Source organism: Novosphingobium sp. fls2-241-R2A-195 (genome assembly GCF_030209485.1).
Taxonomy (GTDB): Bacteria; Pseudomonadota; Alphaproteobacteria; order Sphingomonadales; family Sphingomonadaceae; genus Novosphingobium; species Novosphingobium resinovorum.
Genome location: NZ_JARVRY010000007.1, coordinates 98,616 through 123,444 on the forward strand (window position 1 = coordinate 98,616; position 24,829 = coordinate 123,444).

The 24,829-nt window shown below is 66.1% G+C and carries 21 protein-coding genes and 1 tRNA gene; 17 read left to right on the top strand and 5 right to left on the bottom strand.

Annotated features, from left to right (window positions below):
* Positions 1–70: 70 nt before the first annotated feature.
* Positions 71–661 carry a J domain-containing protein gene (locus tag QRN25_RS07940; RefSeq protein ID WP_271183438.1) on the bottom strand — a complete coding sequence of 197 codons (591 nt, stop codon included), beginning with the start codon at positions 659–661 and terminating at the stop codon, positions 71–73.
* Between the two features lie 40 nt (positions 662–701).
* On the opposite strand from QRN25_RS07940, the gene QRN25_RS07945 reads away from it, so the two are divergent.
* From QRN25_RS07945 to QRN25_RS07985, 9 genes are all read left to right on the top strand, one after another.
* On the top strand, positions 702–974 hold the full coding sequence (locus tag QRN25_RS07945) for a BolA family protein (RefSeq protein ID WP_008829491.1): 273 nt from the start codon (positions 702–704) through the stop codon (positions 972–974).
* Between the two features lie 218 nt (positions 975–1,192).
* Positions 1,193–1,846, top strand: a complete 654-nt coding sequence (gene hisG / locus QRN25_RS07950) for an ATP phosphoribosyltransferase (RefSeq protein ID WP_271183439.1) — start codon at positions 1,193–1,195, stop codon at positions 1,844–1,846.
* On the top strand, positions 1,846–3,135 hold the full coding sequence (hisD, locus tag QRN25_RS07955) for a histidinol dehydrogenase (protein ID WP_285018505.1): 1,290 nt from the start codon (positions 1,846–1,848) through the stop codon (positions 3,133–3,135). The genes hisG and hisD overlap by 1 nt, the downstream gene beginning before the upstream one ends.
* A complete protein-coding gene (gene nusB / locus QRN25_RS07960; RefSeq protein WP_008829494.1) occupies positions 3,132–3,575 on the top strand; it encodes a transcription antitermination factor NusB in 444 nt (147 codons plus the stop codon). The genes hisD and nusB overlap by 4 nt, the downstream gene beginning before the upstream one ends.
* A 15-nt stretch (positions 3,576–3,590) precedes the next feature.
* Positions 3,591–4,550, top strand: coding sequence for a thiamine-phosphate kinase (gene thiL, locus QRN25_RS07965; protein WP_285018507.1), 960 nt, complete (start codon positions 3,591–3,593; stop codon positions 4,548–4,550).
* A 136-nt stretch (positions 4,551–4,686) separates the two neighbouring features.
* On the top strand, positions 4,687–6,780 hold the full coding sequence (locus QRN25_RS07970) for a sodium-translocating pyrophosphatase (RefSeq protein WP_285018509.1): 2,094 nt from the start codon (positions 4,687–4,689) through the stop codon (positions 6,778–6,780).
* A 152-nt stretch (positions 6,781–6,932) separates the two neighbouring features.
* The gene (locus QRN25_RS07975; protein WP_502910440.1) at positions 6,933–8,069 is read left to right on the top strand and encodes a GNAT family N-acetyltransferase; all 1,137 of its coding nucleotides are present in this window, start codon (positions 6,933–6,935) and stop codon (positions 8,067–8,069) included.
* Entirely contained in the window at positions 8,066–8,926 is an 861-nt protein-coding gene (locus tag QRN25_RS07980) for a cupin domain-containing protein (RefSeq protein WP_285018513.1), read from the top strand. The genes QRN25_RS07975 and QRN25_RS07980 overlap by 4 nt, the downstream gene beginning before the upstream one ends.
* Before the next feature lie 119 nt (positions 8,927–9,045).
* The gene (locus QRN25_RS07985) at positions 9,046–9,264 is read left to right on the top strand and encodes a DUF2061 domain-containing protein (RefSeq protein ID WP_285018517.1); all 219 of its coding nucleotides are present in this window, start codon (positions 9,046–9,048) and stop codon (positions 9,262–9,264) included.
* A 7-nt stretch (positions 9,265–9,271) separates the two neighbouring features.
* Here the strand turns inward: QRN25_RS07985 and QRN25_RS07990 are convergent, their stop codons facing one another.
* The 3 genes from QRN25_RS07990 to QRN25_RS08000 form a co-directional block, all read right to left on the bottom strand.
* Entirely contained in the window at positions 9,272–9,886 is a 615-nt protein-coding gene (locus tag QRN25_RS07990) for a hypothetical protein (RefSeq protein ID WP_285018519.1), read from the bottom strand.
* Between the two features lie 92 nt (positions 9,887–9,978).
* Positions 9,979–11,922 (bottom strand): excinuclease ABC subunit UvrC, encoded by a 1,944-nt coding sequence (gene uvrC, locus QRN25_RS07995; RefSeq protein ID WP_285018521.1) that lies wholly within the window; start codon positions 11,920–11,922, stop codon positions 9,979–9,981.
* A 141-nt stretch (positions 11,923–12,063) separates the two neighbouring features.
* On the bottom strand, positions 12,064–15,186 hold the full coding sequence (locus QRN25_RS08000; RefSeq protein WP_285018522.1) for a TonB-dependent receptor plug domain-containing protein: 3,123 nt from the start codon (positions 15,184–15,186) through the stop codon (positions 12,064–12,066).
* Positions 15,187–15,500: 314 nt separating this feature from the next.
* Between QRN25_RS08000 and infA the strand changes: the two genes are divergently transcribed.
* The 8 genes from infA to QRN25_RS08040 all read left to right on the top strand — a co-directional run bounded on the left by infA (position 15,501) and on the right by QRN25_RS08040 (position 23,763).
* Entirely contained in the window at positions 15,501–15,752 is a 252-nt protein-coding gene (gene infA / locus QRN25_RS08005; RefSeq protein WP_008832182.1) for a translation initiation factor IF-1, read from the top strand.
* 16 nt (positions 15,753–15,768) lie between these two features.
* Entirely contained in the window at positions 15,769–16,356 is a 588-nt protein-coding gene (locus QRN25_RS08010; protein WP_036524918.1) for a Maf family protein, read from the top strand.
* A complete protein-coding gene (locus tag QRN25_RS08015) occupies positions 16,349–17,323 on the top strand; it encodes an Rne/Rng family ribonuclease (protein ID WP_285018524.1) in 975 nt (324 codons plus the stop codon). The genes QRN25_RS08010 and QRN25_RS08015 overlap by 8 nt, the downstream gene beginning before the upstream one ends.
* Positions 17,320–17,511 (top strand): DNA gyrase inhibitor YacG, encoded by a 192-nt coding sequence (locus tag QRN25_RS08020; RefSeq protein WP_008832185.1) that lies wholly within the window; start codon positions 17,320–17,322, stop codon positions 17,509–17,511. Before QRN25_RS08015 ends, QRN25_RS08020 begins: the two co-directional genes overlap by 4 nt.
* 100 nt (positions 17,512–17,611) lie before the next feature.
* A tRNA-Phe gene (locus QRN25_RS08025) sits at positions 17,612–17,687 on the top strand.
* A gap of 191 nt (positions 17,688–17,878) precedes the next feature.
* Complete coding sequence (locus tag QRN25_RS08030) at positions 17,879–19,126, top strand: efflux RND transporter periplasmic adaptor subunit (RefSeq protein ID WP_502910435.1); 1,248 nt, start codon at positions 17,879–17,881, stop codon at positions 19,124–19,126.
* 6 nt (positions 19,127–19,132) lie between these two features.
* Positions 19,133–22,339, top strand: coding sequence for a multidrug efflux RND transporter permease subunit (locus tag QRN25_RS08035; protein WP_285018526.1), 3,207 nt, complete (start codon positions 19,133–19,135; stop codon positions 22,337–22,339).
* Positions 22,336–23,763: an efflux transporter outer membrane subunit gene (locus QRN25_RS08040; RefSeq protein ID WP_285018528.1), complete on the top strand. Its 1,428-nt coding sequence runs from the start codon at positions 22,336–22,338 to the stop codon at positions 23,761–23,763. Before QRN25_RS08035 ends, QRN25_RS08040 begins: the two co-directional genes overlap by 4 nt.
* Here QRN25_RS08040 and QRN25_RS08045 read toward each other — a convergent pair.
* Positions 23,754–24,800 (bottom strand): NAD(P)H-dependent amine dehydrogenase family protein, encoded by a 1,047-nt coding sequence (locus QRN25_RS08045; RefSeq protein WP_285018531.1) that lies wholly within the window; start codon positions 24,798–24,800, stop codon positions 23,754–23,756. The genes QRN25_RS08040 and QRN25_RS08045 overlap by 10 nt on opposite strands.
* Between the last annotated feature and the right edge of the window lie 29 nt (positions 24,801–24,829).

A 24,829-nucleotide genomic window follows, 5' to 3' on the forward strand; every position in this document is an offset into this window, starting at 1 on the left:
TGCTCCTCTTTCCACTTCGTCACCCTGAAACAAGTTTAGGGTGACGGGGAATGTAGGGCCAAGATGGGTCCTACCCGAAAGCCGCCGCGTTCTTGAGGACCTGATACGCCTCGACCACCCCCTGCAGCCGCGCGGCATGGCTGTGATCGCCGCCGTTGTGGTCGGGATGATACTGCCGCAGAAGCCGCGTATAGCGAAACCGCAGGGTCTTGCGGTCGATGTCCCCGTCCAGCCCCAGCGTCTCCAAAGCCTTGCGCTCGTTCGGAGTGAAGCGCGCGTTTTCGGGCTTCAGGTCAGCCCTGCGCCGCTTCACATGCGCCCTCGCCCGTGCCTGAATCGCCTCAAGCGGGTCGGAGAAGTTCGCCCAGTTCGGCGCCTGATCCACGCCCGCATCAGGCCGGAACGCACGGGTCTGCGTTTCCCAACCGTGGAGCGGCGACTGGGCGCGCATGATCTCCTCTGCTTCCATGCCTTCGAAGTAGTCGTAGCCCGAATTGAACTGGCGCACATGCTCGAGGCAGAACCAGCGGTAGTCGCCCGGCCCATCGAACCCGGACGGCCGACCGCCCGGAGCACGAAACTCGCCCGCCTCATCGCACCCCGGCCAGGCGCACTCGTGACCGGTGGATTCGAACCTTCCATGAAATCTATGCTGTCTCACCGGCTTCCAGATGGGACATCGATCGCCTAAATGGAACCCCATGTCTGGACCACTCGAACAGGAAATGCGGCAGCTTCTGACCGCCGCCTTCGCTCCCACGTCGCTTGACGTGGTCAACGATTCCGCCACGCACCGCGGCCATACCGGCGATGACGGCAGCGGCGAATCGCACTTCACCATCCTGATCGAGAGCCCGCAGTTCGCCGGTGTCTCACGTCTGCAGCGCCAGCGACTGGTAAATGCGGCGCTGGGCGACATTCCCGGCAATCGCGTCCATGCGGTGGCGATCAAGGCCAGCGCGCCGGGGGAATAAGCGCGAAGCCCGTAGACATACACCCGTCATCCCAGCGAAGGCTGGGACCGCTGGCAATGCTTTAGGCGATAGCTGGCCGAACAACACCCTGCCGTTGGGTGGGTTGTTCACGGCCAGCGATCCCAGCTTTCGCTGGGATGACGGCGTGTTGCCCTGTAGCTTGCTCAGGGCAAACACCCCGGTTGCCCTTTGCGCCTTGCCCGACTAAGGCGCGCACCATGCCGACACCTCTGACTTTCGCCGTGCCCAAGGGCCGAATCCTCGACGAAGCATTGCCGCTCATGGCGCGCGCCGGTGTGATCCCCGAGGCGGAATTCCATGACAAGAAGTCGCGCGCGCTCTCCTTCGCTTGCGAAAACAGCGACATGCGCCTGATCCGCGTGCGCGCCTTCGACGTCGCCACGTTCGTCGCGCATGGCGCTGCGCAAGTCGGCATCGTTGGCTCGGACGTGGTGGAGGAGTTCGCCTATTCCGACCTCTACGCCCCCGTGGACCTGAACATCGGCCACTGCCGCCTCTCGGTCGCCGAAAAGGTGGGCGAGACCGGCGGCGCGCTGCCCTCGCACCTGCGCATCGCCAGCAAGTATCCCAACCTCACCCGGCGCCACTTCGAGAAGCTGGGTGTACAGGCCGAAGTCGTAAAGCTGAACGGCGCGATGGAACTGGCGCCCTGCCTCGGCCTGTCGAGCCGGATCGTCGATCTCGTCTCAACCGGCCGCACGCTGAAGGAAAACGGTCTGGTCGAGACGAGCCGCATCCTCGACATTTCCGCGCGCCTGATCGTCAACCGCGCTGCCCTCAAGACCGACGAGCGCGTCGCCGCACTGGTCGAGGCCTTCCGCGCGCTGGTGGCGGAAAAGGAAGCCGCCTGATGCTGCGCCTTTCAGCCAAGGACCCCGGTTTCGCCGAGGCCTTCGCGCGCGTCGTCTCCGATCGCCGCGAGAGCGCGGTTGACGTGGCCGCTGACGTCGCCGCGATCCTCCGGGACGTGCGCGAGCGTGGTGATGCAGCGCTTGCCGATCTCACGGCGAAGTTCGACGGCCATGACCTCGACCAGACCGGCTGGAACGTCGATGCCGCTACCTGCAAGGCCGCCTTCGACGCGCTCGAACCGACCTTGCGCGCAGCGCTGGAACTCGCGGCAGAGCGTATCCGCGCCTACCACGCCGCGCAGTTGCCCGAAAACCGTGACTACACCGATGCCGCCGGCGTGCGCCTTGGCGCGACGTGGAATGCGGTGGATGCGGCGGGTCTCTACGTCCCCGGCGGGCGGGCGGCCTATCCGTCCTCGCTGCTGATGAACGCGATCCCCGCCAAGGTTGCGGGCGTCGAGCGTCTCGTCGTCGTCACCCCGACGCCGAAGGGCGAGGTCAATCCGCTCGTTCTCGCCGCCGCGCATCTTGCGGGCGTGGACGAAGTGTGGCGCGTAGGCGGTGCCCATGCTGTCGGCGCGCTGGCCTATGGCACCGACCGCATCGCCCCCGTCGATGTGGTAACCGGCCCCGGCAATGCCTGGGTGGCCGAGGCCAAGCGCCAGCTCTACGGCGTCGTCGGCATCGACATGGTCGCGGGGCCCAGCGAAATCCTCGTCATCGCGGACGCCAAGAACGAGCCGCGCCGGATCGCCGCCGACCTGCTCAGCCAGGCCGAGCACGACCCGACCTCGCAGTCAATCCTCATCACCGACGACGCGGCTTATGCCGATGCGGTGGCTGAGGCAGTCGAAATCGAACTGGCCGCGCTCACCACCGAGAAGACCGCCCGCGAAAGCTGGAGCGTCAACGGCGTCATCGTCGACGTCGCCAGCTTCGACGAAGCGCCCGCGCTCGCCAACGCGCTGGCCGCCGAACACGTCGAGATCGCCACTGACGATCCCGAAAGCCTTATGCGCCGCATCCGGCACGCCGGTTCGGTATTCCTCGGCCGCATGACCCCCGAGGCGGTCGGCGATTACGTCGCCGGGCCCAACCACGTCCTGCCCACCGGGCGCCGCGCGCGGTTCTCCTCGGGCCTCTCGGTCCTCGATTTCATGAAGCGGACCAGCTTCATCCAGCTCGATTCCGCGGCGCTGGAGGCCATCGGCCCCGCCGCCGTCGCCCTTGCCGAAGCGGAAGGGCTTCCCGCGCACGCGCGCTCCATTTCCGTAAGGCTGAACTCATGAGCAATCCCAAGCAGAAGCGCGCCGCCGCGCGCCTCGCCGCCGTCCAGGCGCTGTACCAGTTCGACATGGAGGGCACCCCGATGGCCTCCCTGCTCGACGAATTCCACCGCCACCGCCTCGGCATGGAGATCGACGACGCGCAGTTCGCGCAGGCCGAAGTCGCGTTCTTCGACGACGTCGTGAAGGGTACCATCGCCCGCCGCGACGAGATCGACGAACTGCTGGCCTCCAAGCTGACCGAGGGCTGGTCGCTCGGCCGTCTCGACAAGACGATGCTGCAGATCATGCGCGCGGGCGCCTACGAACTCATGGCCCGCGCCGACATTCCGACCGGCGCGGCGATCAGCGAATACCTCGACGTCTGCCATGCCTTCTTCGACCCGCGCGAGGCGAAGTTCCTCAACGGCGTCCTCGATTCAGTGGCGAAGTCGGTCCGCTGACGGCATAGTTCCGGGATGACCGGCGAGCACGCCTTCATCCACGCGCTGCGCGCCATCGCCACCGACCCCGCCGCACGGCGGCTGGCGGACGATGCCGCCGTGCTCCAGATCGGTGGCGAGGCGCTGGTATTGACGATGGATACCGTCGTCGAAGGCGTTCATTACTTGTCCGGCGATCCGCCTGCAGACGTCGCCTGGAAATTGGTGGCGGTGAACGTCTCCGACCTCTCCGCCAAGGGCGCGACGCCGGTAGGGTGCCTCTATTCGCACGCGCTCGGCAATGCCGACTGGGACGCCGCGTTCCTCGCCGGACTGGACGATGCCTGCCGCCGGTTCGCCATTCCGCTGCTGGGCGGGGACACCGTGCGCATGCCCGAAGGCGCGCCCCGCAGCTTTTCCCTCACCGCGCTAGGCACCGGGCGACAGCATTGCCCCGTGCCCTCGCGTAGCGCCGCGAAACCCGGGGACCGGCTCTGGGTGAGCGGGACCATCGGTGACGCCGGACCAGGCCTCGCGGCCGCACTGGGTCGGCTTGAAGGCCCGGAAACCACCATCGCGGCACTTCTCGCACGCTATCGGCGCCCCTCGCCCGAGCCGCGCCTCGGCGTGGCACTTGTACCACTGGTCCATGCGATGATGGATGTCTCTGACGGGTTGCTCGTCGATGCCTTGCGCATGGCTGAGGCGAGCGGTGTCGGCATTGCACTGGACGCCGGCATCGTGCCCCTTTCCCCCGCACTGGTCGCCATTGCCGGTGAGACGGTAGAAGCGCGAATGGCCGCAATGACGGCCGGGGACGACTACGAACTGCTGTTTACCGCACCACTGGAGCATACAGCGCGCATCCTGGAAGCAGCCAGCGCGCTGGACCGGCAGGTCACGCCGATCGGCTCGGTAGAGGATGGCTCCGGCCTGTCCCTGTCGATTGACGGCAGGCAGCTGTCACTACCCGAGCGCCTCGGTTACCAACACTAGGCCGGAGGCTGCTCCCTTCGAGATTGCCGGTGGTACGGCGTGATCCCCGCTTGCCACCCATTCGGCTTGTCTATAGCCCTAGTCGTCGCGAGCGGGAAAACCCGCCGCTACAACATATTGGGAAGGGGACGTCTTCGTGGATCTAGTCACGATTTCAATAGTCCTGGCACTTCTTGCCATCATTTATGGCATCATCACCAGTCGCCAGGTGCTCAGTTCTCCCGCAGGCTCCGAAAAGATGCAGGAGATTGCCGCCGCCATTCAGGAGGGGGCGCAAGCCTACCTGAAGAGGCAGTATTCCACCATCGCCGTGGTCGGCGTGATCGTCGCCGTCATCCTCGCCTTCACGCTCGGGGCCGTTTCGGCCACCGGCTTCGTGATCGGCGCGATCCTGTCAGGCCTGGCCGGGTTTATCGGGATGAACATCTCGGTACGCGCGAACGTCCGTACCGCCGCAGCTGCGCAGAAAGGATTGCAGGACGGCCTGACGCTGGCGTTCCGTGCGGGCGCCATCACCGGCATGCTGGTGGCCGGCCTCGCGCTGCTCGCGATCGCGGTATTCTACTGGTATCTCACCGGCCCGGCCGCACATACAGTGGGCGGAGAGGACCGCACCGTGGTCGAGGCGCTGACCGCCCTCGCCTTCGGCGCCTCGCTGATTTCGATCTTTGCGCGCCTGGGCGGAGGCATCTTCACCAAGGCGGCAGACGTCGGCGCAGATCTCGTCGGCAAGGTGGAAGCCGGCATTCCCGAGGACGATCCCCGCAACCCCGCCGTGATCGCCGACAACGTCGGCGACAATGTCGGCGACTGCGCCGGCATGGCTGCCGACCTGTTCGAAACTTATGTCGTCACGGTCGGCGCGACGATGGTGCTGACCGCACTGCTGCTCAAAGGCACAGACAGCCTCGCCACGATGATGGCACTGCCGCTGCTCATTGGCGGCGTCTGCATCGTCACCTCGATCATAGGCACATACTTCGTGCGTCTCGGCGGTTCGAAGAACATAATGGGAGCCATGTACAAGGGTTTCCTGGTGACAGCGGTGCTGTCGATCCCGGCGATCTGGTGGGCCGTGTCCCATGCCCTCGGCGACATGGAGACCGTCATTCCGGGCGGCGACTTCAACGGGCGCACACTGTTCTACTGCGCACTCGTCGGTCTTGCCATCACCGGGCTCATCATCTGGATCACCGAATACTATACCGGGACCAATTACCGTCCGGTCCGCTCGATCGCCAAGGCCTCCGTCACCGGCCACGGGACGAACGTGATCCAGGGCCTCGCGATCAGCCTCGAGGCGACGGCGCTCCCGACCCTCGTGATCGTCGCAGGTATCATCATCGCCTACCAGTTGGCCGGATTGCTGGGGATCGCCTATGCGGCCACTGCGATGCTGGCGCTGGCCGGCATGGTCGTGGCGCTGGACGCCTATGGTCCGGTGACGGACAACGCCGGAGGCATCGCCGAGATGGCCGGCCTCGACGACGCCGTGCGTGAAAAGACCGACGCGCTCGACGCCGTCGGCAATACCACCAAGGCCGTCACCAAGGGCTATGCCATCGGCTCGGCTGGCCTTGCCGCGTTGGTATTGTTCGCCGCGTATACTACCGATTTGCGCGAGTTCTTCCCGCTGCTTGAAGTTAACTTCAGCCTCGAGAACCCCTACGTCATCGTCGGGCTGCTGCTCGGCGCGCTGCTGCCCTACCTTTTCGCGGCGATGGGCATGACGGCGGTGGGCCGCGCGGCGGGCGACGTGGTGGTCGATGTGCGCGAGCAGTTCCGCGAGAAACCGGGGATCATGACTTACGCCGAAAAACCCGACTATGCGCGGACTGTCGATCTTGTCACCAAAGCGGCGATCAAGGAGATGATAATCCCCTCGCTGCTGCCGGTATTGGCGCCGATCGTGGTCTATTATGCGATCAGCTGGGTCGCGGGGCCGGAGAATGGCTTCGCGGCGCTTGGGGCTCTGTTGCTGGGCGTGATCGTCGGCGGGCTTTTCGTGGCGCTCTCGATGACTTCGGGCGGCGGCGCTTGGGACAACGCCAAGAAGTTCATCGAAGACGGCAACCACGGTGGCAAGGGGTCGGAGGCCCACAAGGCCGCGGTCACCGGCGACACCGTGGGCGATCCCTATAAAGACACCGCCGGCCCTGCGGTGAACCCGATGATCAAGATCACCAACATCGTCGCGCTGCTGCTGCTCGCGGCGATGGCGAAGGGCTGATCACGGCGGCACCGCGCCCGCGATACAGGCGCGGTGCCGTTAGCGTTTCCTTGATTTCTCGCCACTAGTTCAGGCCTTGAACACGCAACGTTCCGGCAACAGGATTCGCTCTGCAAGTGGCTGGCGAGGCATACCGCAAAGAGGCTCCACCGGTGCTCGAAGCCGAGCCTGCACCCGTGCGCCCGTCTTCTAGCAACCTTTCTGCTCTGCCCTGGCGCGCGCTGGAAAGCGAGGTCGAAGCCTGGGATGGCCTTGCCCTCGACGCGAGCGAGCCCAATCCCTTTTTCGAAAGCTGGTATCTTCTGCCTTCCTTGCGTCACTTACCGAATACCGATGACGTGACGATTCTGCGCTTCGAACAGGACGGCCGCCTCGCCGGCCTGCTGCCGATCGCTCATCCCCGGCGCTACTACCGCTGGCCGATGCCGCATTTGTCGAGTTGGCTCCACGCAAATTGCTTCTGCGGCGTGCCGTTGGTTGCGAAGGGTGCCGAAGTACCTTTCTGGCAGGCCGTACTGCGATGGGCCGACGCACGGCCGGGCGCAGCGCTGTTCTTGCATTTGCGCGGCATGGTACAGGGCGGGCCGCTTTACGCCGCGCTGGAGGCCGTGGCGGCACAGGGTTCGCGGCAGTTGGAGATCGTCCACCGCGAGGCACGTGCCATGCTTGCGTCGGACCTATCGTCGGACGCTTATCTGGAAAGTGCACTTTCCGGCAAGAAGCGCAAGGAATTGCGCCGTCAGGCCAACCGTCTCGGAGAGGAGGGCGCCCTCGCCTTCGAGCACCGCACCGATGCGCGCGACGTGGCACAGTGGAGTACGGACTTCCTTACTTTGGAGGCTGCGGGCTGGAAGGGACAGGCCGGTTCCGCGCTGGCAAGCTCCGAACGGACTGAGCGGATGTTCCGCGAAAGCCTCGAAGGCGCCGCCCTGCGCGGAAGGCTGGAGAGGCTATCGCTGACGCTCGACGGTCGCCCCGTCGCAATGCTGGCGACGTTCCTGACCGCGCCAGGCGCCTATTCGTACAAGACCGCATTCGACGAGACGTATGCGCGCTTCTCTCCGGGCGTGCTGCTCCAACGCGAGAACCTAGCCATGCTGGACCGCCCGGAGATCGTCTGGACCGACAGTTGCGCCAGCGCCGACCATCCGATGATCGACCACCTCTGGCGCGAGCGCCGAGGTATCGGGCGGCTCTCCATCGCCATCGGTGGAAAGCTGCGCCGTGCCGTCTTCCGACAGTTCGTGCGCGCAGAAACCGCGCGCCATCCCGCCGGACAGGAAGCATGAACGCCCCAACTATCCTCCAAACAGGTCCGGTGTTCCCGGATGCCGCGCGCGACGCCTTCGCATCGCACTATCCCGAAGTGCCGCACAAGCTGACTCATGCCCTCGGTGCGCATCCGCTGATGGAACTGGAGGCACTGGCGCGGCTGGCGGAGGGGCTTCCGGCAGCCTCGGTCGAATACAATGCCAGCGACCAGCCCATCGGCGTCGAAGGCAAGCCCGCGCCGACCGGCATCCCCATCGGGGAAACGATCCGCCAGATTGAGACGACCCGCTCTTGGGCGGTGCTCAAGAACGTCGAGCAGGACCCGGCCTATGCCGCTCTTCTCTCCGAACTGCTGGCGGAAATCCGCCCGGCCATCGAATCGCGCACCGGGCGCATGCTCAAGACGCAGGCCTTCGTCTTCGTGACCAGCGCTGGGGGCGTCACGCCCTATCACTTCGATCCAGAGCACAACATCCTGATGCAGGTGCGCGGCTCGAAAGTCATGACGCAGTTCTCGGCCGGCGATCCGACCTTCGCGCCGGACGAAGTCCACGAGACCTATCACACCGGCGGCGGCCGCGAACTGAAGTGGCGTGAAGAGCTGCTCTCCGGGGGGCGCGAATTCCCGCTTGGGCCGGGAGAAGCGCTCTACGTGCCGGTGATGGCACCGCATTTCGTCCGCAACGGGCCGGAGCCGTCCGTTTCGCTGTCGATCACCTGGCGTTCGGAGTGGAGCTTTGCCGAAGCCGACGCACGGGCCTTCAACGGCCTGTTGCGCCGCTGCGGGCTCAAGCCGAAGCCGCCAGGACGCTGGCCGGATCGCAACCGCATCAAGGCGACGGGCTGGCGCATCGCGCGCAAGCTGGGCCTGTAAATAGTCCGCCCTCCATTCGTCGGTGGATGCGGATCGGTTCAGGCGATCACAGTTCTCAGCATCGCCGGTTTATTATTGCAGATAAGTCGCATTAAAGGGATTATCGAAAGGATCGCCCGATGACCCGCGATTTTGCAAAAACTTTCAGCTTCCTCGCCCTGCACCTGATGGTGGGCTTCACAGTCGCTTATCTCGTCACCGGATCGATCACTATGGCGGGTGGGATCGCCCTGATCGAACCTCTGGTGAATGCCGTCGTGTTCTTTTTCCACGAACGCGCATGGCAGGGCGGCGCGTCGTTCAGCAACCTTCTGACGCACCACCACGCCGCGGGCTGATGCAGGATCAGGAACGCCGGGTCGTTTCCTTACGCAAGTCATGGATGCGGCCGCCGCGATGCTCAATCACCGGGCTGAAGTTTTCCGGCTCGTTGACGAGATCGTCGAACAGCGCGCGGTAGTGGATCATCGCCCGGCGCAGTTCCTCGGTGCCTGCCTCGCCGCGGGCATGACTCGCGGCGATGTGATGGCCGGTGCGGTAATGCGCGACGACCTCGCCGTGATCCACCGACAGGTCTTCGTAGCGCTGGTCGAAGTCCGCCACCGGATAGCCACGCGCCGTCATGACGTCGGCAAGCAGCACGTCGGCGCGCTGGACGGCACCCGCCGGGTCATCGACGAACTGGGCCTGAACTTCCAGCCATGCGCGCACGAACGCTTCCCGCCGGGCGGGCTCCAACGGGCAAATGTCGAAGGCGGCGACGCGCTGCTCGCGCTCATGGAGCACGGTCTCGGCCTCATACATGCTGCCGGACTGGTCGATAGTGCGATCGTATTCGTCGCCAAATCGATCACGCAACCGCGCTGTATGGCGACTGCGCATGACTGTCACGACAACGCCGACCAGAACGGCCAGCGCGATCACGCCGACGGCTATGGCGAGCGGACTAAGTGTAACCACGTTGCATCTCCCGTTTCCCGCCTCCGTCCTACGGAAACTTCAACCGGGGAGATGATCGTCAGTTGCGCGGCCCGCCGCAGGTGTCGCGCCGCTCAGCCGTTCGGGTGGTAGAAGTCGTAGATCGTCTGCGCCACCGCCACGCTGACGCCCGGCGCGCGGCGCAAGTCCTCCAGGCTCGCCGCACGCACCTTGCTGGCCGTGCCGAAGTGCAGCAGCAGCGCGCGCTTGCGGGCCGGGCCGATGCCGGGAATTTCGTCGAGCGGGCTGGCGGTGATCGCGCGGCTGCGTTTGGCCCGGTGCGCGCCGATGACGAACCGGTGGACCTCGTCGCGCAGGCGCTGGAGGTGGAACAGCACGGGTGAATTCACCGGCAGCATCTTCTCCCGCCCGTCGGGGAAGTGGAATACCTCGCGCCCCTCGCGCCCGTGATGCGGCCCCTTGGCGATGGCGATGAGGTTGACGTCCTCGATGCCGAGTTCCTCCAGCGCGTCCTTCACCGCGTTCATCTGGCCCTTGCCGCCGTCGATCAGGACGAGATCGGGCCAGGTGCCGCCGGTGCGCTCCGGGTCTTCCTCCTGCACGCGGCCGAAGCGGCGGGTCATGACCTCGCGCATCATCGCGTAGTCGTCGTCGGTCTGCGCGGACTTGATGTTGAACTTACGGTACTGGCTGGTCTGGAAGCCCTCCGGCCCCGCCACCACCATCGCGCCCAGCGCCTTGGTGCCCGAGATATGGCTGTTGTCGTAGACTTCCACACGCTGCGGCAGGTCCGGCAGTTCGAGGAAATCGGCCATCTCGCGCCAGACTTTCGCCTGCGTGCCACGCTCGGCCTGGCGGCGGTCGAGCGCTTCCACCGCGTTGCGCGTGGCCTGCATCATCAGGTTGCGGCGGTTGCCCCGCTGGGGGACGGAGATTTCCACCTTGCCGCCCGCACTCTCGCGCAGGGCTTCGGCGATGAGGTCGGCCTCGGGCAGTTCGCGGTCGACGAGGATACAGCGCGCGGGCGGCACTTCCTCGTAGAACTGCGCGAGGAACGCCTGCATCACCTCTTCCTCGCTCAGCCCTTCGGTATGGGTGGGGAAGAAGGCGCGGTGGCCCCAGTTCTGGCCGCCGCGGATGAAGAAGGCCTGCACGCCGACCTGCCCGCCCTTGCTGGCCATCGCGAAGATGTCGGCATTGTCGAGCCCTTCCGCGTTGATCGCCTGGCTGCCCTGGATGAAAGTCGCCGCGCGCAGGCGGTCGCGCAGCATGGCCGCACGCTCGAAGTCGAGGTCGGCGGCAGCCTCGGCCATCTGCGCCTCGATCTTGCGCTGGACCGCGTTGGACTTGCCGCCGAGGAAATCCTTCGCCTCCTGCACCAGCTCCTTGTAGCCCGCTTCGTCGATGCGATCGACGCAGGGCGCCGAGCAGCGCTTGATCTGGTAGAGCAGGCAAGGCCGGTCGCGCCGGGCGAAGAAGCTGTCGGTGCAGCTGCGCAGCAGGAACAGCTTCTGCAGCGCGTTGATCGTGGTGTTGACCGAGCCGGCGCTGGCGAAGGGGCCGTAGTAATTGCCTTTCATCCGCCGCGCGCCGCGATGCTTCATGATGCGCGGGAACTCGTGGTCGGTGCGCAGCAGGATGAACGGGAACGACTTGTCGTCGCGCAGCAGCACGTTGTACGCGGGCCGGAAGCGCTTGATGAGCTGCGCTTCGAGCAGCAGCGCCTCGGCTTCCGAATTGGTCGTCACGATCGTCATCGAGCGCGTCTGGCTGACCATGCGCTGCAGGCGACCGGGCAGGCGTTCCCACTGGGTATAGTTGGCGACGCGGTTCCTCAGAACCCGCGCCTTGCCGACATAGAGCACGTCGCCGCGCGCGTCCTGCATGCGGTAGACGCCGGGCTTGGCGGGGAGCGTGCGGACGGTGTCGCGGATCACCTCGACGCCGGCCTGCAGGTCGGGCTGGTCGGAGCCGCGCACGGTGTAGGTCGCCCGCTCCTCGTTGAAGCGTTCGAGATGGTTGGGCTGCTCGGGAGTGCCGGCTGGTGTTCTCGCCATGTTCGTGCAGATAGGGAAGGTTCGCGCGAAGGGGAAGTGCCCGGACGCGCCCACCCCCAGCCCCTCCCCCAAGCGGGAGGGGGACCGCCCATTTTTCCCCTCCCGCTTACGGGAGGGGTCGGGGGTGGGCCTTGCCCGTCCTCAGAACATCTTGCGGAAATCGATCCCCAGCACGCGGCCCTGCGGCTCGCGGTAGGCGCGCTGGTAGGCGATCGGCGTTGCGCCGTTCTGGTCGGTCACCTTCTGGCGCGAATCGAGCAGGTTGTCGGCCCGGAGCGACAGGCGCGAGCCCTTGAGGAATGGCATCTTCGCCACCAGCGCCTCGTTGCGGCCGAGATCGGCAAAGATGCGCAGCGATACGTCGAAAGTGCTGCCGAAGCGCAAGTCCTGGCTCCCCGGAGCGCCCGAACCGTCAACCCGCGCGGGCGCGTTCCACTCGGCCTTCAGACGCAAGCCATAGCCGTTCTTGAACAGGCCGCCCTCCGCCTCGATCGTGTGGCGCGGAGTGCCGCCCGCCGTGGTGGAATCGCCATTGAGCTGATCGAGCACCGGCACGCCCGGAGCGATCAGGATCGTGTCGGTGAAGCGCCAAGTGTGATAAACCGAGAGGTTCCAGCGACTGCCACCCCGTCCACCCGGCGGGCCGAAGCCGCCGCCCGGAGGGCCACCCGGCCCACCGCCCGGTCCGCGTCCGCCAGATTCGGCACGCGTCCCACCGGCGCCCCGCTCGCCCGCATTGGAAGCCATCGGCGGTTGCCCCCCGAAAGCACCCGGGGGCGGGAACATCGGTTGCTCGCCCTGCGCGCGGGTCGTGCCGGGGGCCGGCGTCGGCGCATTGCAGAAGCGCTCGCGCAGTTCGGCGAGCTTGGCCGGATCGACTTTGCCGTCGGCGCCCATGATGCGCTCGCGCATGCGGTCGGGCAGGCTCGCCACGTCCGGAGGGCCGCTGCCGCCTGCGCAAAGCGCGGTACGGATTCGTTCGAAACGCTCCGGCTCCATCGGACCTCGGCCGCCGCCTTCGCCGGGAGTGGCGCCCTGCCCTTCGGCCGAACAGGCACGCTGTTTGAACTCGGCCAGCTTGGCCGGGTCGATCTTGCCGTCCGCGCCAACCAAGCGATTGCGCAGACCCTCCGGCAGGCTCGCCGGATCGGGATCGCTTGCGCCGGGCGCGCAGAGCTTCTCCCGGATCGCCGCGAAACGCGACGGATCGAAGTTCGGACGCCCCGCCTCCCCAGTCGCCTGCCCGCCATTCAACACCTGACCGCCCGCCATCGGCCCATTCGGACCGGTGACCGACTGCGTCGGCGCAGCGCTCATCGGCGCGGGCTGGCCTGCCGGCGTACCGCCGCCAGCCGATGACGAACCGCCAAGGCTGCCCGAAATGTTGAAGCCCCAGCGCATCGAGGAAGTCTTCACTTCGTCGAAAGTCACCGCGCGCCGGTCGATGCGGGTCAGGTTGCCGTCCGCGTCGCGCGTCACGCGGTCCGGGAAGGCGTCCTCGATCGCCGAGGTCAGCAGCGGGAACGACTGGGTGACGTTGCTCGACCGGTTCCGGAAATATTCGACGATCAGGTTGGAGCGCTGCAGGAACGGCAGCTTCCACTGCGCCGAGATCTTCCAGTCGCGCTGGGTTTCCTTCTTCAGGTCCGGATTGCCGCCGGTCACGGTAGTGACCAGCGCGGTGCGCGAATTGGTGAAGTCGTAGACCGCGACGTTGTACGTCTCGACCATCGGTGCGGCCAGTTGCGTCAGCTTGGGCGCGGCCTGATCGACGATATAGCTCGCCTGCAACATCAGCGTCTCGGTCGGCGACCATGTGACGCCCGCGCTCCAGTCCGTCAGCGTTCCGAAGTCCGACAGGTGGTCCAGTCCGCCGCTGAAATTCAGCGTGATGTCGCCCACCGCGCCAAGGAAATCCTCTCCCTTGCTGGTGAGCGGCAGGGCGAGGTTGACACCGCCCAGCAGATCGCCGCGCCGGAGCGTCACGTTGCCCACGGTGGTGCGGGTGTCCTCGCTCATCGAGCGGTCGTAATCGTACCCACCCTTGACCGTCAGGTTGGCCTCGCCCGCAGGCATGCGGAAGGGCTTGCCCGACAGGGTGACGAGGTTGGACAGCGTCAGTTGGCGCGTGGTCGCGACGTCCACGCCTGCGCCCGGCACATTGGGCAGCGCTCCGGTGATGGAAAGCGCGCCGGATGCGACTTCGGCCTGCAGGTCGCCGTACTGCGTCTCGGTGCGACGGCGATCGACGCGGGTATTCGTGTCGGTATACGTCGCATTGGCGGTGGCGCTGACCTGCCATTCGCCGAGCATCGTGCTGTAGCCGAGCCCGCCCTCGAACGTATCGGTGATCGAGCGGTTTCGCAGCGGATCGGCCAGCGTGCGGCGCAGCGTCTGGCCGTCATAGGTCAGCGGAACCGTGTCGAGGCCCGAAAGCGAGAGCGTGTTCGAGCGGGTATATCCGCCGGTCGCGGTGATCGCCCCGGCCAGGCCCTTCTCGCCCAGCCCCTGCGTCATCGTGCCTTCCAGCGTCAGTTCGTGGTCCTGCGCGGCGAGGCTGCGATAGCGCGCTGGATCGGGATCGCCCGCGACTTGCGAAACACGCGATTCGTCCTGCGTGATGCCGCGCTCGGCCTCGGTCAGCATGCTGGTGTTGTCGAGCTTGCCGTTGACGTTGAAGCGGCGCGGCCCGGTGATCTTGAACAGGCCGCCTTCCAGCTCGTAATTGTCGTAGCCGCCGCGCGTCGGGCGGTTGTATTCGCCCGAAGTCGTCACCGCCGAAAACTGGTCCTTGAGGATGATGTTGACGACGCGCTGGTTGGCCGAATAGCCGAAGCGCAGCGCCACTTCCTCGGGCAACACTTCCACCCGGCGGATCGCCTCGGGCGGGATGCCGCGCATCTCGCGGAAGCTGGAGATGCGCTGGCCGTTGAGCAGCATGACGGGCGAGCCGCCGCGCCCGCGGCCGCTGCCGGTCTGCGGGCTGATCGCATCCAGCAGTTCCTCGATCGAGGCGACGCCATAGGACGCGATGTCGTTCTCGTCGAAGACCGCAATGGGCTGCTGGGGCACGTCGATCGAGCCGATCACGCGCGGCGCGGTGACGAGAATCTCGTTGCCGTGGACTTCCAGCGGGTTGTCGGGATCGGTGTCGTCATCCTTGATGACCGGCACGCTGGGTGCGTCAGCCGCCGCTTCCGCCGCGAACGCAGGCATCGGCATGGCGAGGCTCGCCACAAGGCTGATCAGAGGTAAGGAACGCAAGTGCAGTCTCCGCCAAGGTGCATCTGTGAAATAGTGATGTGTTCCTTCCCCTCCCGCGCTATTGCCTTGGCCTCTTGCGGACCACAAGCTGGGGCGCGGTATCATTTTGTCGCAATCGTCTTGCGCGAACATGAACCGGCGGCCCTTGCTACTGTACGCATCGTCGCGAAGTCGTTGCGGGCCATGGCGCGATGCGCAAATGGCGACAAAGCAGTCACACGAACGGCAAAAATGCCGCCAAGGCTTCCATTTTCGCGGAGTCGTGGCTATGTCGCGCGCCGATGACACACCAGAACAATGGAAACTGATCGCCAATGGCGAAAGAAGAACTCCTCGAAATGCGCGGCCGCGTGGTCGAACTTCTCCCCAACGCGATGTTCCGCGTCGAGCTGGAGAACGGCCACGAGATCCTCGGCCACACCGCAGGCAAGATGCGCAAGAACCGCATTCGCGTGCTGGTCGGCGACGAAGTGCTCTGCGAGCTGACCCCCTACGATCTCACCAAGGGTCGCATCACCTACCGCTTCATGCCGGGCCGTGGCGGCCCTGGCCAGTTCGGGTCCTGACCTGACTGCGGCAGATTTGTCGGCGGGGCATGGCGCCCCCCGACTCGTTCTCGCTTCCGCCAGCCCGCGACGCCGCGAACTGCTCTCCCGCATCGGGATGAGCGACTTCACGGTGGAAGCTGCAGACATCGACGAGACTGCGCATCCCCGCGAGGTGCCGCGCGATTACGCCCGGCGCATGGCGCGGGAAAAGGCGCTTGCGCTGCCTCCCGGCGATGCTTTCGTGCTGGCTGGCGACACCGTAGTCGCCTGCGGCCGCCGCGTGCTGCCCAAGGCCGAAGATGAGAAGACCGCGCGCGAATGTCTCGCGTTGCTTTCGGGCAGGCGGCACCGCGTCCTCTCCGCCATCGCCCTGCGCGCGCCCGGCGGCACCCTGCACGAGCGACTGAACGAGACGATCGTGCGCTTCAAGCAATTGTCCAAAGACGAGGTTGAAGCCTACATCGCCGGCGGCGAGTGGGAGGGCAAGGCCGGTGGCTATGCCATCCAGGGCAGCGCCGAAGGCCTCATCGCGTGGATTTCCGGCAGCCACTCGGGCGTCGTCGGCCTCCCCCTGTTCGAGACGCGCGCCCTGCTGAAGGGCGCAGGCTTCCCCATTGGCTGAATGGCTGGTCGAAGAGGGGATCGGCGAAACCCGCGCGATTCTCGTCGATAACGGCCATGTCCTTGCCGCAAGGCTGGAATGGCCGGGCCGGCTGACCGCCGGTGAAGTCGCTGACGCAGTGCTGGTATCGCGCCGCGCCGGAGCCTCACGCGGAACGGTTCGCTTCGATTCGGGCGAGGAGGCGTTCGTCGACGGTTTGCCCAAATCCGCCAGCGAAGGCGCGCGCCAGCGGGTGATCGTCACCCGCGCAGCGATGGCCGAGACCGGCCGCTACAAACTGGCCCAGACCCGAGCCAGCGATCTTGCCCCTCGCCCTGCTCCCACCCTTGCCGAATCGCTGCGTGGCGGCGGACTGCCGGTCAGGAAGGTCCGCCGCTTTCCCGACGATCCCTGGCCCGAGATCGTGGCCGAGGCGCTTGACGGCGTGATCGCCTTCGAGGGCGGATCGCTGGTGGTGACGCCGACCCCGGCGATGACGCTGATCGATATCGACGGCATCCTGCCGCTCGCCGCGCTGGCATTGGCCGCCGTGCCCGCGATCGCCGACGGGGTCGGGCGGCTCGACCTTGCCGGCTCCATAGGCATCGACTTCCCCTCGCTGGAGCGCAAGGATGACCGCCGCGCGGTGGATGAAGCGCTGGCCAAGGCGCTCGACCACTGGCCGCACCAGCGCACGGCGATGAACGGCTTCGGCTTTGTCCAACTCGTCGCGCGGCTGGAACGCCCCTCCATCCCGCAGCGGGTGCGTGCCGCCCCCGTCACCGCCGCCGCGCGCCTGCTTATGCGCAGCGCCGAACATGTCGCCGAACCGGGCGCGCTGCTGCTCACCGCGCACCCGGCCGTGCGCGCCGCGACGAGCGAGGAATGGCTCGCCGACCTCGCGCGGCGCACCGGGCGCACGATCCGCTGGCAGGAGGAGCGCACGCTTGCGCTGGCCGCCGGATTCGCGCAGGCGGTGCCGCTATGACCCTCTCCGAACGCAAATGCCCAATCTGCCGCAAACCCCGCGCCGCCGAGTTCACGCCGTTCTGCTCCAAGCAGTGCCGCGACCGTGACCTGCTGAAGTGGCTGGACGACGGCTACGCCCTGCCCGGGCAGCCCCACGATCCCGAGGACTTCGTCGGGCAGGAAAAAAACAATCCACAGGACGATTGAAATTTCTTCGTCATTTAGGGCTTGCCAAGGTCGGCCACCTTCTTCATAGGCCCGCCCACACCGCTCGCCGGTCTCTTCCAGAGGCCGCCGCCGAACGAGTGCCCGAGTAGCTCAGTTGGTAGAGCATGCGACTGAAAATCGCAGTGTCGGTGGTTCGAATCCGCCCTCGGGCACCATTTCCTTTCCTTTGGTGTCGCGCCCGAAATAAATCTCCATGACGGGAAACTGTGATGGATTTCGGCACGTTCAGCCGGATTGTCATGCGGCTTTGATCTTTAGTCGCAAATTGTCGCATCTGCGAAATGGGCGCTTGCTCGCACACCGTTTTGCTGAATAGGACAGGGCAACATCCAACAAGGCGTGCGACTTGAACAGCTTCCCCCCTTATGCCCTTCGCCGGCCCTCCGGTTGGCGCTGGCCGCTCCTGCCTGTTGCCGCCCTCGCGCTTGCCGGAGTGTCGCTTGCGGCATGCTCCGGCGGGTCGTCAAAAGGTCAGCAGCAGCGCACTGCCGAAGTCGGCTATATTGTTGCGCAGACCAGCAGCGTCCCCCTCTCGGCAACGCTCAGCGGCCGTACGGTCGCCTTCGAGACGTCCGAGGTGCGTCCGCAGGTGACCGGCGTGATAAAGCGCCGCTTCTTTACAGAGGGCAGCACGGTCAAGGCAGGGCAACCGCTGTTCGAGATCGATCCCAGCCTCTACCGCGCGGCGGTGAACCAGGCGCAGGCCAACCTCGCCAGCGCCCGCGCCACGGCGGATGCAGCCTCGGTCAAAGCGGATCGCTATCGCCCGCTCGCCGACATGGAAGCGATCGCCAAGCAGGACTATACCGACGCCCTGGCGGAATCGAGGACAGCCAAGGCCGCCATCGCGCAGAACGCCGCCGCGCTCGACACGGCAAAGATCAACCTTCGCTTCACCACCGTTCCCGCGCCGATCAGCGGGAAGATCGGACGCCAGCTGTTCACCGTCGGCGCCCTCGTCAGCGCCACGCAGGCCGATCCGCTCGCGGTGATCCAGCGCATGGACCCGATCTACGTCGACATGCAGCAGTCCGCCGCCGAGCTGACGAGCCTGCGTCGCCGCCTTGCCGAAGGCGGCGTGACCCCCGGCAGCACCGAGGTCCACCTCATGCTGGACGGCGGCATCCGCTATCCGCAGGCGGGCACCGTGCAGTTCTCCGAAGTCACGGTCGACCAGACCACCGGCACCGTCACCTTGCGCGCGCGCTTTCCTAACCCCGACGGCATTCTGCTTCCCGGCATGTTCGTGACGGCGATGTTCGATCAGGCTTCGGACCCGAACGCCTTCCTCATCCCGCAGAACGCCGTGCAGCGCGACTTCGACGGCAGCGCCTTCGTGATGCTGGTCGGCGCCGACAACAAGGCGCAGCGCCGCAAGGTCACCGCCGACCGCACGTACAATGAGTTCGCGGTCGTGACCGGCGGACTGAAGAAAGGCGACAAGGTCATCACGCAAGGGCTCAACGGTCTGCGTCAGGGCGCGTCGATCAAGCCGGTCGTGAGCACGGCGCCTCAGAAGGTCGAGCCGCGCAAGGAAGGCCAAGGCGCGGGAACCGGCGCAGAGGCAGCCCAATCCGGTCACAAGCGCGGCTGACGGTTCATGTCCCGCATCTTCATCGATCGCCCGATCTTCGCCTGGGTTCTGGCGATCATCGTGATGCTCGCCGGCCTCGGCGCGCTGAATTTCCTGCCCAATGAGCAATACCCGGACATCGCGCCGACGCAGGTGAACATCCGCGCCACTTATCAGGGCGCGTCGGCGCAGACGATCGAGAACTCGGTGACGCAGATCATCGAGCAGCAACTGACCGGCATCGACGGCCTGCTCTACTTCAGTTCCGAATCGAGCAATCGCGGGCAGGCGAGCATCAGCGCCACTTTCGCCAAGGGCACCGACCCCGACATCGCGCAGGTCCAGGTCCAGAACAAGGTCCAGTCGGCGATCCCGCGCCTGCCGCAGACCGTGCAGGCGCGCGGCGTCACCGTGACCAAGTCGAACGCCGACCAGCTGCTGCTGGTGGCGGTCTACGACGAGACCGACCAGCGCTCCAACCAGGACGTGTCGGACTATCTTGCCTCGAACATCCAGGACCCGCTTTCGCGCGTCCAGGGCGTGGGCGACGTCAACGTGTTCGGCGCGCCGCACGCGATGCGTATCTGGCTGGACCCGCGCAAGCTCGCCGCCGTGGCGCTCATGCCCAGCGACGTGACCTCAGCGATCACCGCCCAGAATACCGAAGTCGCGGCGGGCGAGATCGGGGGCACGCCTGCGGTCGACGATCAGGCGATCAACGCCGTCGTCACCGCCGGTTCGCGCCTGCAGACCGCCGACCAGTTCCGCGCCATCGTGCTCAAGACCAACCCGGACGGTTCGGTCGTCACCATTGGCGATGTCGCACGGGTAGAGATCGGCGCGGACAGCTACACCTCGGTCAGCCGCGTCAACGGTCACCCCGGCGCAGGCATCTCGATCTCGCTGGCGCCCGGCGCCGATGCCCTGCGCACGGCAGAAGCGGTCAAGGCGAAGATGCAGGACCTCGCGGCAGAGATGCCCGACGGCGTGAAGTACATCTACGGCAGCGACTCCACGACGTTCATCAAGCTCTCGGTCGAAGAGGTCGAGAAGGCGCTGTTCGAGGCGATCATCCTCGTTGTCATCGTGATGTTCGTGTTCCTGCAGAGCTGGCGCGCCACGCTGATCCCGGCGATCGCGGTGCCGGTGGTGCTGCTGGGCACCTTCGCGGTGTTCTACGTGATGGGCTTCTCCATCAACACGATGACGCTGTTCGGGCTGGTGCTGGCTATCGGCCTGCTGGTCGATGACGCCATCGTCGTGGTCGAGAACGTCGAGCGCCTGCTGGAAGAGAACCCCGGCATGTCCCCGCGCGACGCCACCATCAAGTCGATGGAGGAAATTCAGGTCGCGCTGGTGGCCATCGCGCTGGTGCTTTCGGCGGTGTTCCTGCCGATGGCCTTCTTCGGCGGCTCGACGGGCGTGATCTACCGCCAGTTCTCGCTGACCATCGTGACCGCGATGGTGCTTTCGGTGCTGGTAGCGCTGATCCTCAGCCCGGCGCTGACGGCGACGCTGCTCAAGGCCAAGAAACCCCATGGCGAGGAAGATCACCAGCCAAACTGGATCGAACGCCACCTGCCCTGGCTCGCGCGCGGCTGGGAGAAGTTCCACACCTGGTTCAACCGCAGCTTCGAGCGTGTCACCGATGCCTATGTGCGCAAGGTGGACGTCGTGGTTGCACACAAGTGGCGCTGGCTCGCGCTGTTCGCGGTTACTTGCGTTGGCACGTTCCTGCTGTTCCAGCGCCTGCCGACAGGCTTCCTGCCGAACGAGGACCAGGGCAACATAAGCGTACAATGGCGCCTGCCCGCCGGCACCCCGCGCTCGCGTACCGAGCAAGTACAGCGCGAAATCGAAAAGTACTTCACGACTTACGAGAAGCACAACGTCGCGGGCATGTTCTCCGTCGCGGGCGGCGGGCGCGGTGCATCCGGCCAGAACAGCGGTCAGGGCTTCATCAACCTGACCGACTGGTCGCAGCGCACCGACCCGAAGGACGGCGCCGACGCCATCGTTCAGCGCGCCAGCGCCGCCTTCCGCGGCCTGCGAGACGCGCAGGTCTTCGTGCTGGTGCCGGGCGCCGTTCGCGGCCTCGGCGATTCGGCGGGCTTCACGATGGAGTTGCAGAACGCCAGCGGACTGTCGGACGACAAGTTCATGGCCGCTCGCGAAAAGCTGCTCGCCGCCGCGGGCGCGAACGACCAGTTGTCGGGCGTGCGCCTGAGCAACCTGCCGGACGTCTCGACCCTCAAGATCAACACCGACATCCGCGCTCTCACCGCGTTCGGCCTGACCCCCGGCAACGTCAACGCCACGCTTTCGACGGCCTGGGGCGGTACGTACGTCAACGACTTCATCGACAAGGGCCGCGTCAAGCGCGTCTACGTACAGGGCGATGCGCAGTTCCGCTCGCGCCCGGAAGATCTGGCGCAGTGGTTCGTTCGCGGCTCCGACGGGCAAATGGCGCCCTTCTCTTCGTTCTCGACGATCGGATGGTCGACGGCGCCGAGTTCCACCTCGCGCTTCAACGGCCTGCCCGCTTATGAGTTCTCCGGTAATGCCGGTTCCGGCGTCAGCTCGGGCACGGCGATGAACGTGATGGAGCAACTCGTCGCCGATATTCCCGGCGTGAGCGTCGCATGGGCGGGCTCCTCGTATCAGGAGCGGTTGTCGTCCGGACAAGGACCGATCCTCTACGCCCTGTCCCTGCTGGTCGTGTTTCTGTGCCTTGCGGCGCTTTACGAGAGCTGGTCGATCCCGGTTGCGGTGATCCTCGTCATTCCGCTCGGCCTGTTGGGCGCCATCGCCTTCGTCACGTTGCGCGGGTTGGAGAACGACGTGTACCTGCAGATCGGCCTGCTCACGACCATGGGCCTCGCCGCGAAGAACGCGATCCTGATGATCGAATTCGCCGAGCAGGCTGAACGGCAAGGCAAGCGCGTCATCGACGCCGCGCTGGAGGCCGCAAAGATCCGACTGCGCCCGATCCTGATGACCAGCTTCGCGTTCATCTTCGGCGTACTGCCGCTTGCCATCGCTACCGGCGCGGGCGCTAACAGCCGCGTCGCCATCGGCACGGCGGTCGTCGGCGGCATGCTCACCGCGACGATCCTTGCGATATTCTACATACCGCTGTTCTTCGTGCTCGTGCGCCGCAGCGTGCGCGACGGTCTTGCCGCAGCACGAGAGAAATTGCAGCAGCGCCGCGGGCGCTCGGGAGACCCCGCATGAAGCGCATGAGCATCCGCCTGATGGCGGGCGTCCTGCCTGCCCTGGCCCTTGGCGCCTGTTCGCTGGCTCCCAAATACGTCCAGCCCGACCTGCCCGTCCCGACCTCGTGGCCGGTTGGCGACGCATACCTGCAGCAGAGCGAGGCTTCGCTGCCGGTGGTGTCCTACAAGGACATATTCCGCGATCCTCGCCTGCAGTCGCTCGTCGAGGAGGCACTGGCCAACAACCGCGACTTGCGCGTGGCGGCGGCCAATGTCGCCGCGGCGCGGGCACAAGTGCGCGTAACTCGGGCGAACCAGTTCCCGGCTGTCGGCATCAGCGGCTCCGCCACCGACACCGAGACCGGCGGCGGCTTCGGCCTCAACGGCATGAGCTATTCGGTACAGGGCGGTATCTCCAGCTTCGAGCTGGACCTGTTCGGCAAGCTCGCCAACGCCACCCGCTCGGACCGCGATACAGCGCTGGCGACGGAAGCGGCAGCGCGCACGGTTCGCCTTGGTCTCGTCGCCGATCTTGCACAGGCTTGGGCGACGTATGCCGCCGACACCGACTTGCTCAAGCTGGCACAGGCTACTGCGGCCAACGCCAAGGATAGCGTGCGGCTGTCGTCCGCCCGTCTCAAGGGCGGCGTCGCCGCGCGTACCGAACTTCGGCAGGCCGAACAGGTTCTCGAAACCGCCAATGGCGACCTCGCCACGCAGACCGCCGCGCTGGCGCAGGACATCAACGCGATCCGCCTTCTCGTAGGTGCGGAATTCGATCGCGCGCTGCTGCCGACCGGGATCGACGAGGTCAACGCCAGCCTCGGCGAAGTGCCTGCCGGGCTTTCGACGCAAGTATTGCTGCGCCGCCCGGACGTGGTTCAGGCCGAATACCAACTGCGCGCCGCCAATGCCGACATAGGTGTCGCACGGGCACAGCTCTTCCCCACGATATCGCTAAGCGCCCTGATCGGCTTCGCCAGCCAGTCGCTATCGAGCCTGTTCGACACGGCCTCGCGCACGACGACGCTGGGTGCGGATGGCAGCTGGTCGGTGTTCAACGCAGGGGGCCGCAAGGCCAATGTCGAGGTGACCAAGGCCCAGCGCGACGCGGCCCTGGCGACTTACGAGAAGGCGATCCAGACCGCCTTCCAAGAAACCGCCGACGCCCTCGCCGACCAGGGCACCCTCGCCGAACGCCTGCGCGCCGCGACGGCCTTCACCGGCGCGGCACAGGACACCGCTACGCTCACCGAGGCGAGCTATCGCCGAGGTATCGTCGGCTCGCTCGACAACCTCGATGCGCAGCGCAGCCTCTATTCCGCGCGGCAGGCGGAGATCGCGGTGCGGCTGACACAGGCGGGCAACCGGATCGCGCTTTACCGCGTATTGGGTGGCGATCAGTCGACGCCGACGGTGGCGGGGCCGGCAACTCAGCCGTAAAGCGGGACGATCTGCGGCAGTTCGACGGTAGTGCGAATGCCCGGCGCGGCCGCACAGACCGCTGGAATGGCATTGATAGGTCGATGCGCGGTCAAGCCGGGCGTGTAGGCGGCGTAGTCTTCCTCCGCGACCGGGAAAGTAATGTCCACCTTGACAGGCGTGTCGCCCTCGGTGCTGATCCGCCATCCGGACTCGCGCAAGTCCCATTCGTGCTCGATGTCGGTGGTGACGTACCAGTTAGCGCGGAAGCGCAGGATCGGACGACCCTGATGCTTGCAGGTGATGGTTGTACGCATCGCGCCGACGGTGCCGGCGGGCACTTTGCCGGCCGCTATATCGAGGTCACCGCGCGTCGCGGAAAGTTCGCCGACCGCTTCTATATCATCGCAAGGTAGCCCCATGGCCTCGGCGACCTGCGAAAGCGAGCTGCCGAAATCCCCCTTGAGATGCTCGGCCCGGCACTGGTCGAATGGTGCCATCGGCGCCGCGAAGCCCATGATGTGAAACAGCATGTCGGGCGAATTGCGGCTCGACACGTCGGCATATTCGTCGATCGTGAGCAAACCATGTTCGCGCTGGAGCGACAACAGAGGGATCGCCAGCGCTTCCGTGACGAAACCGGGGCTCGACCCGGTGGAATGGATCGACGTACCCCCTGCCGTACAGGCCTCTTCGACCCGGGCGCGTCTTCCGGCATCCATGAGAGGTGGATAATGGAAGTCGCCGCGCGTCGTCACCACGTTCTTGCCCGAAGCAAGGAGCGCGCACAGGGCGTCCCAGTCGGTCCCCTGCGGCATGAACAGGACACAGTCGGCATCGAGGGCGACGATCTCCTCAAGCGAATTCGTCGCCTTGATGCCGGTTTCCGCAAGACCGCAGAGTGCGCCCGCGTCCTTGCCGACCTTCTCCGGCGAACTGACCCACAGGCCCACCAGTTCCATCCGGGGATGCTCGATGAGCATGCGCAAGGCCCGACTGCCGACGTTGCCGGTCGCCCACTGGACGACACGCCAGTTCCTGTTTGCATCTTGCGGCATCGATCTCTCCCTTGTGCTGCGTTCAGCCT

Excerpts from the sequence above, each read along its gene's own strand:
- QRN25_RS07945 (WP_008829491.1), top strand. The coding sequence starts at position 702 with ATGTCTGGACCACTCGAACAGGAAATGCGGCAGCTTCTGACCGCCGCC.
- hisG (WP_271183439.1), top strand. The coding sequence starts at position 1,193 with ATGCCGACACCTCTGACTTTCGCCGTGCCCAAGGGCCGAATCCTCGAC.
- hisD (WP_285018505.1), top strand. The coding sequence starts at position 1,846 with ATGCTGCGCCTTTCAGCCAAGGACCCCGGTTTCGCCGAGGCCTTCGCG.
- nusB (WP_008829494.1), top strand. The coding sequence starts at position 3,132 with ATGAGCAATCCCAAGCAGAAGCGCGCCGCCGCGCGCCTCGCCGCCGTC.
- thiL (WP_285018507.1), top strand. The coding sequence starts at position 3,591 with ATGACCGGCGAGCACGCCTTCATCCACGCGCTGCGCGCCATCGCCACC.
- QRN25_RS07980 (WP_285018513.1), top strand. The coding sequence starts at position 8,066 with ATGAACGCCCCAACTATCCTCCAAACAGGTCCGGTGTTCCCGGATGCC.
- QRN25_RS07985 (WP_285018517.1), top strand. The coding sequence starts at position 9,046 with ATGACCCGCGATTTTGCAAAAACTTTCAGCTTCCTCGCCCTGCACCTG.
- uvrC (WP_285018521.1), bottom strand. The coding sequence starts at position 11,922 with ATGGCGAGAACACCAGCCGGCACTCCCGAGCAGCCCAACCATCTCGAA.
- infA (WP_008832182.1), top strand. The coding sequence starts at position 15,501 with ATGGCGAAAGAAGAACTCCTCGAAATGCGCGGCCGCGTGGTCGAACTT.
- QRN25_RS08020 (WP_008832185.1), top strand. The coding sequence starts at position 17,320 with ATGACCCTCTCCGAACGCAAATGCCCAATCTGCCGCAAACCCCGCGCC.
- QRN25_RS08035 (WP_285018526.1), top strand. The coding sequence starts at position 19,133 with ATGTCCCGCATCTTCATCGATCGCCCGATCTTCGCCTGGGTTCTGGCG.
- QRN25_RS08040 (WP_285018528.1), top strand. The coding sequence starts at position 22,336 with ATGAAGCGCATGAGCATCCGCCTGATGGCGGGCGTCCTGCCTGCCCTG.
- QRN25_RS08045 (WP_285018531.1), bottom strand. The coding sequence starts at position 24,800 with ATGCCGCAAGATGCAAACAGGAACTGGCGTGTCGTCCAGTGGGCGACC.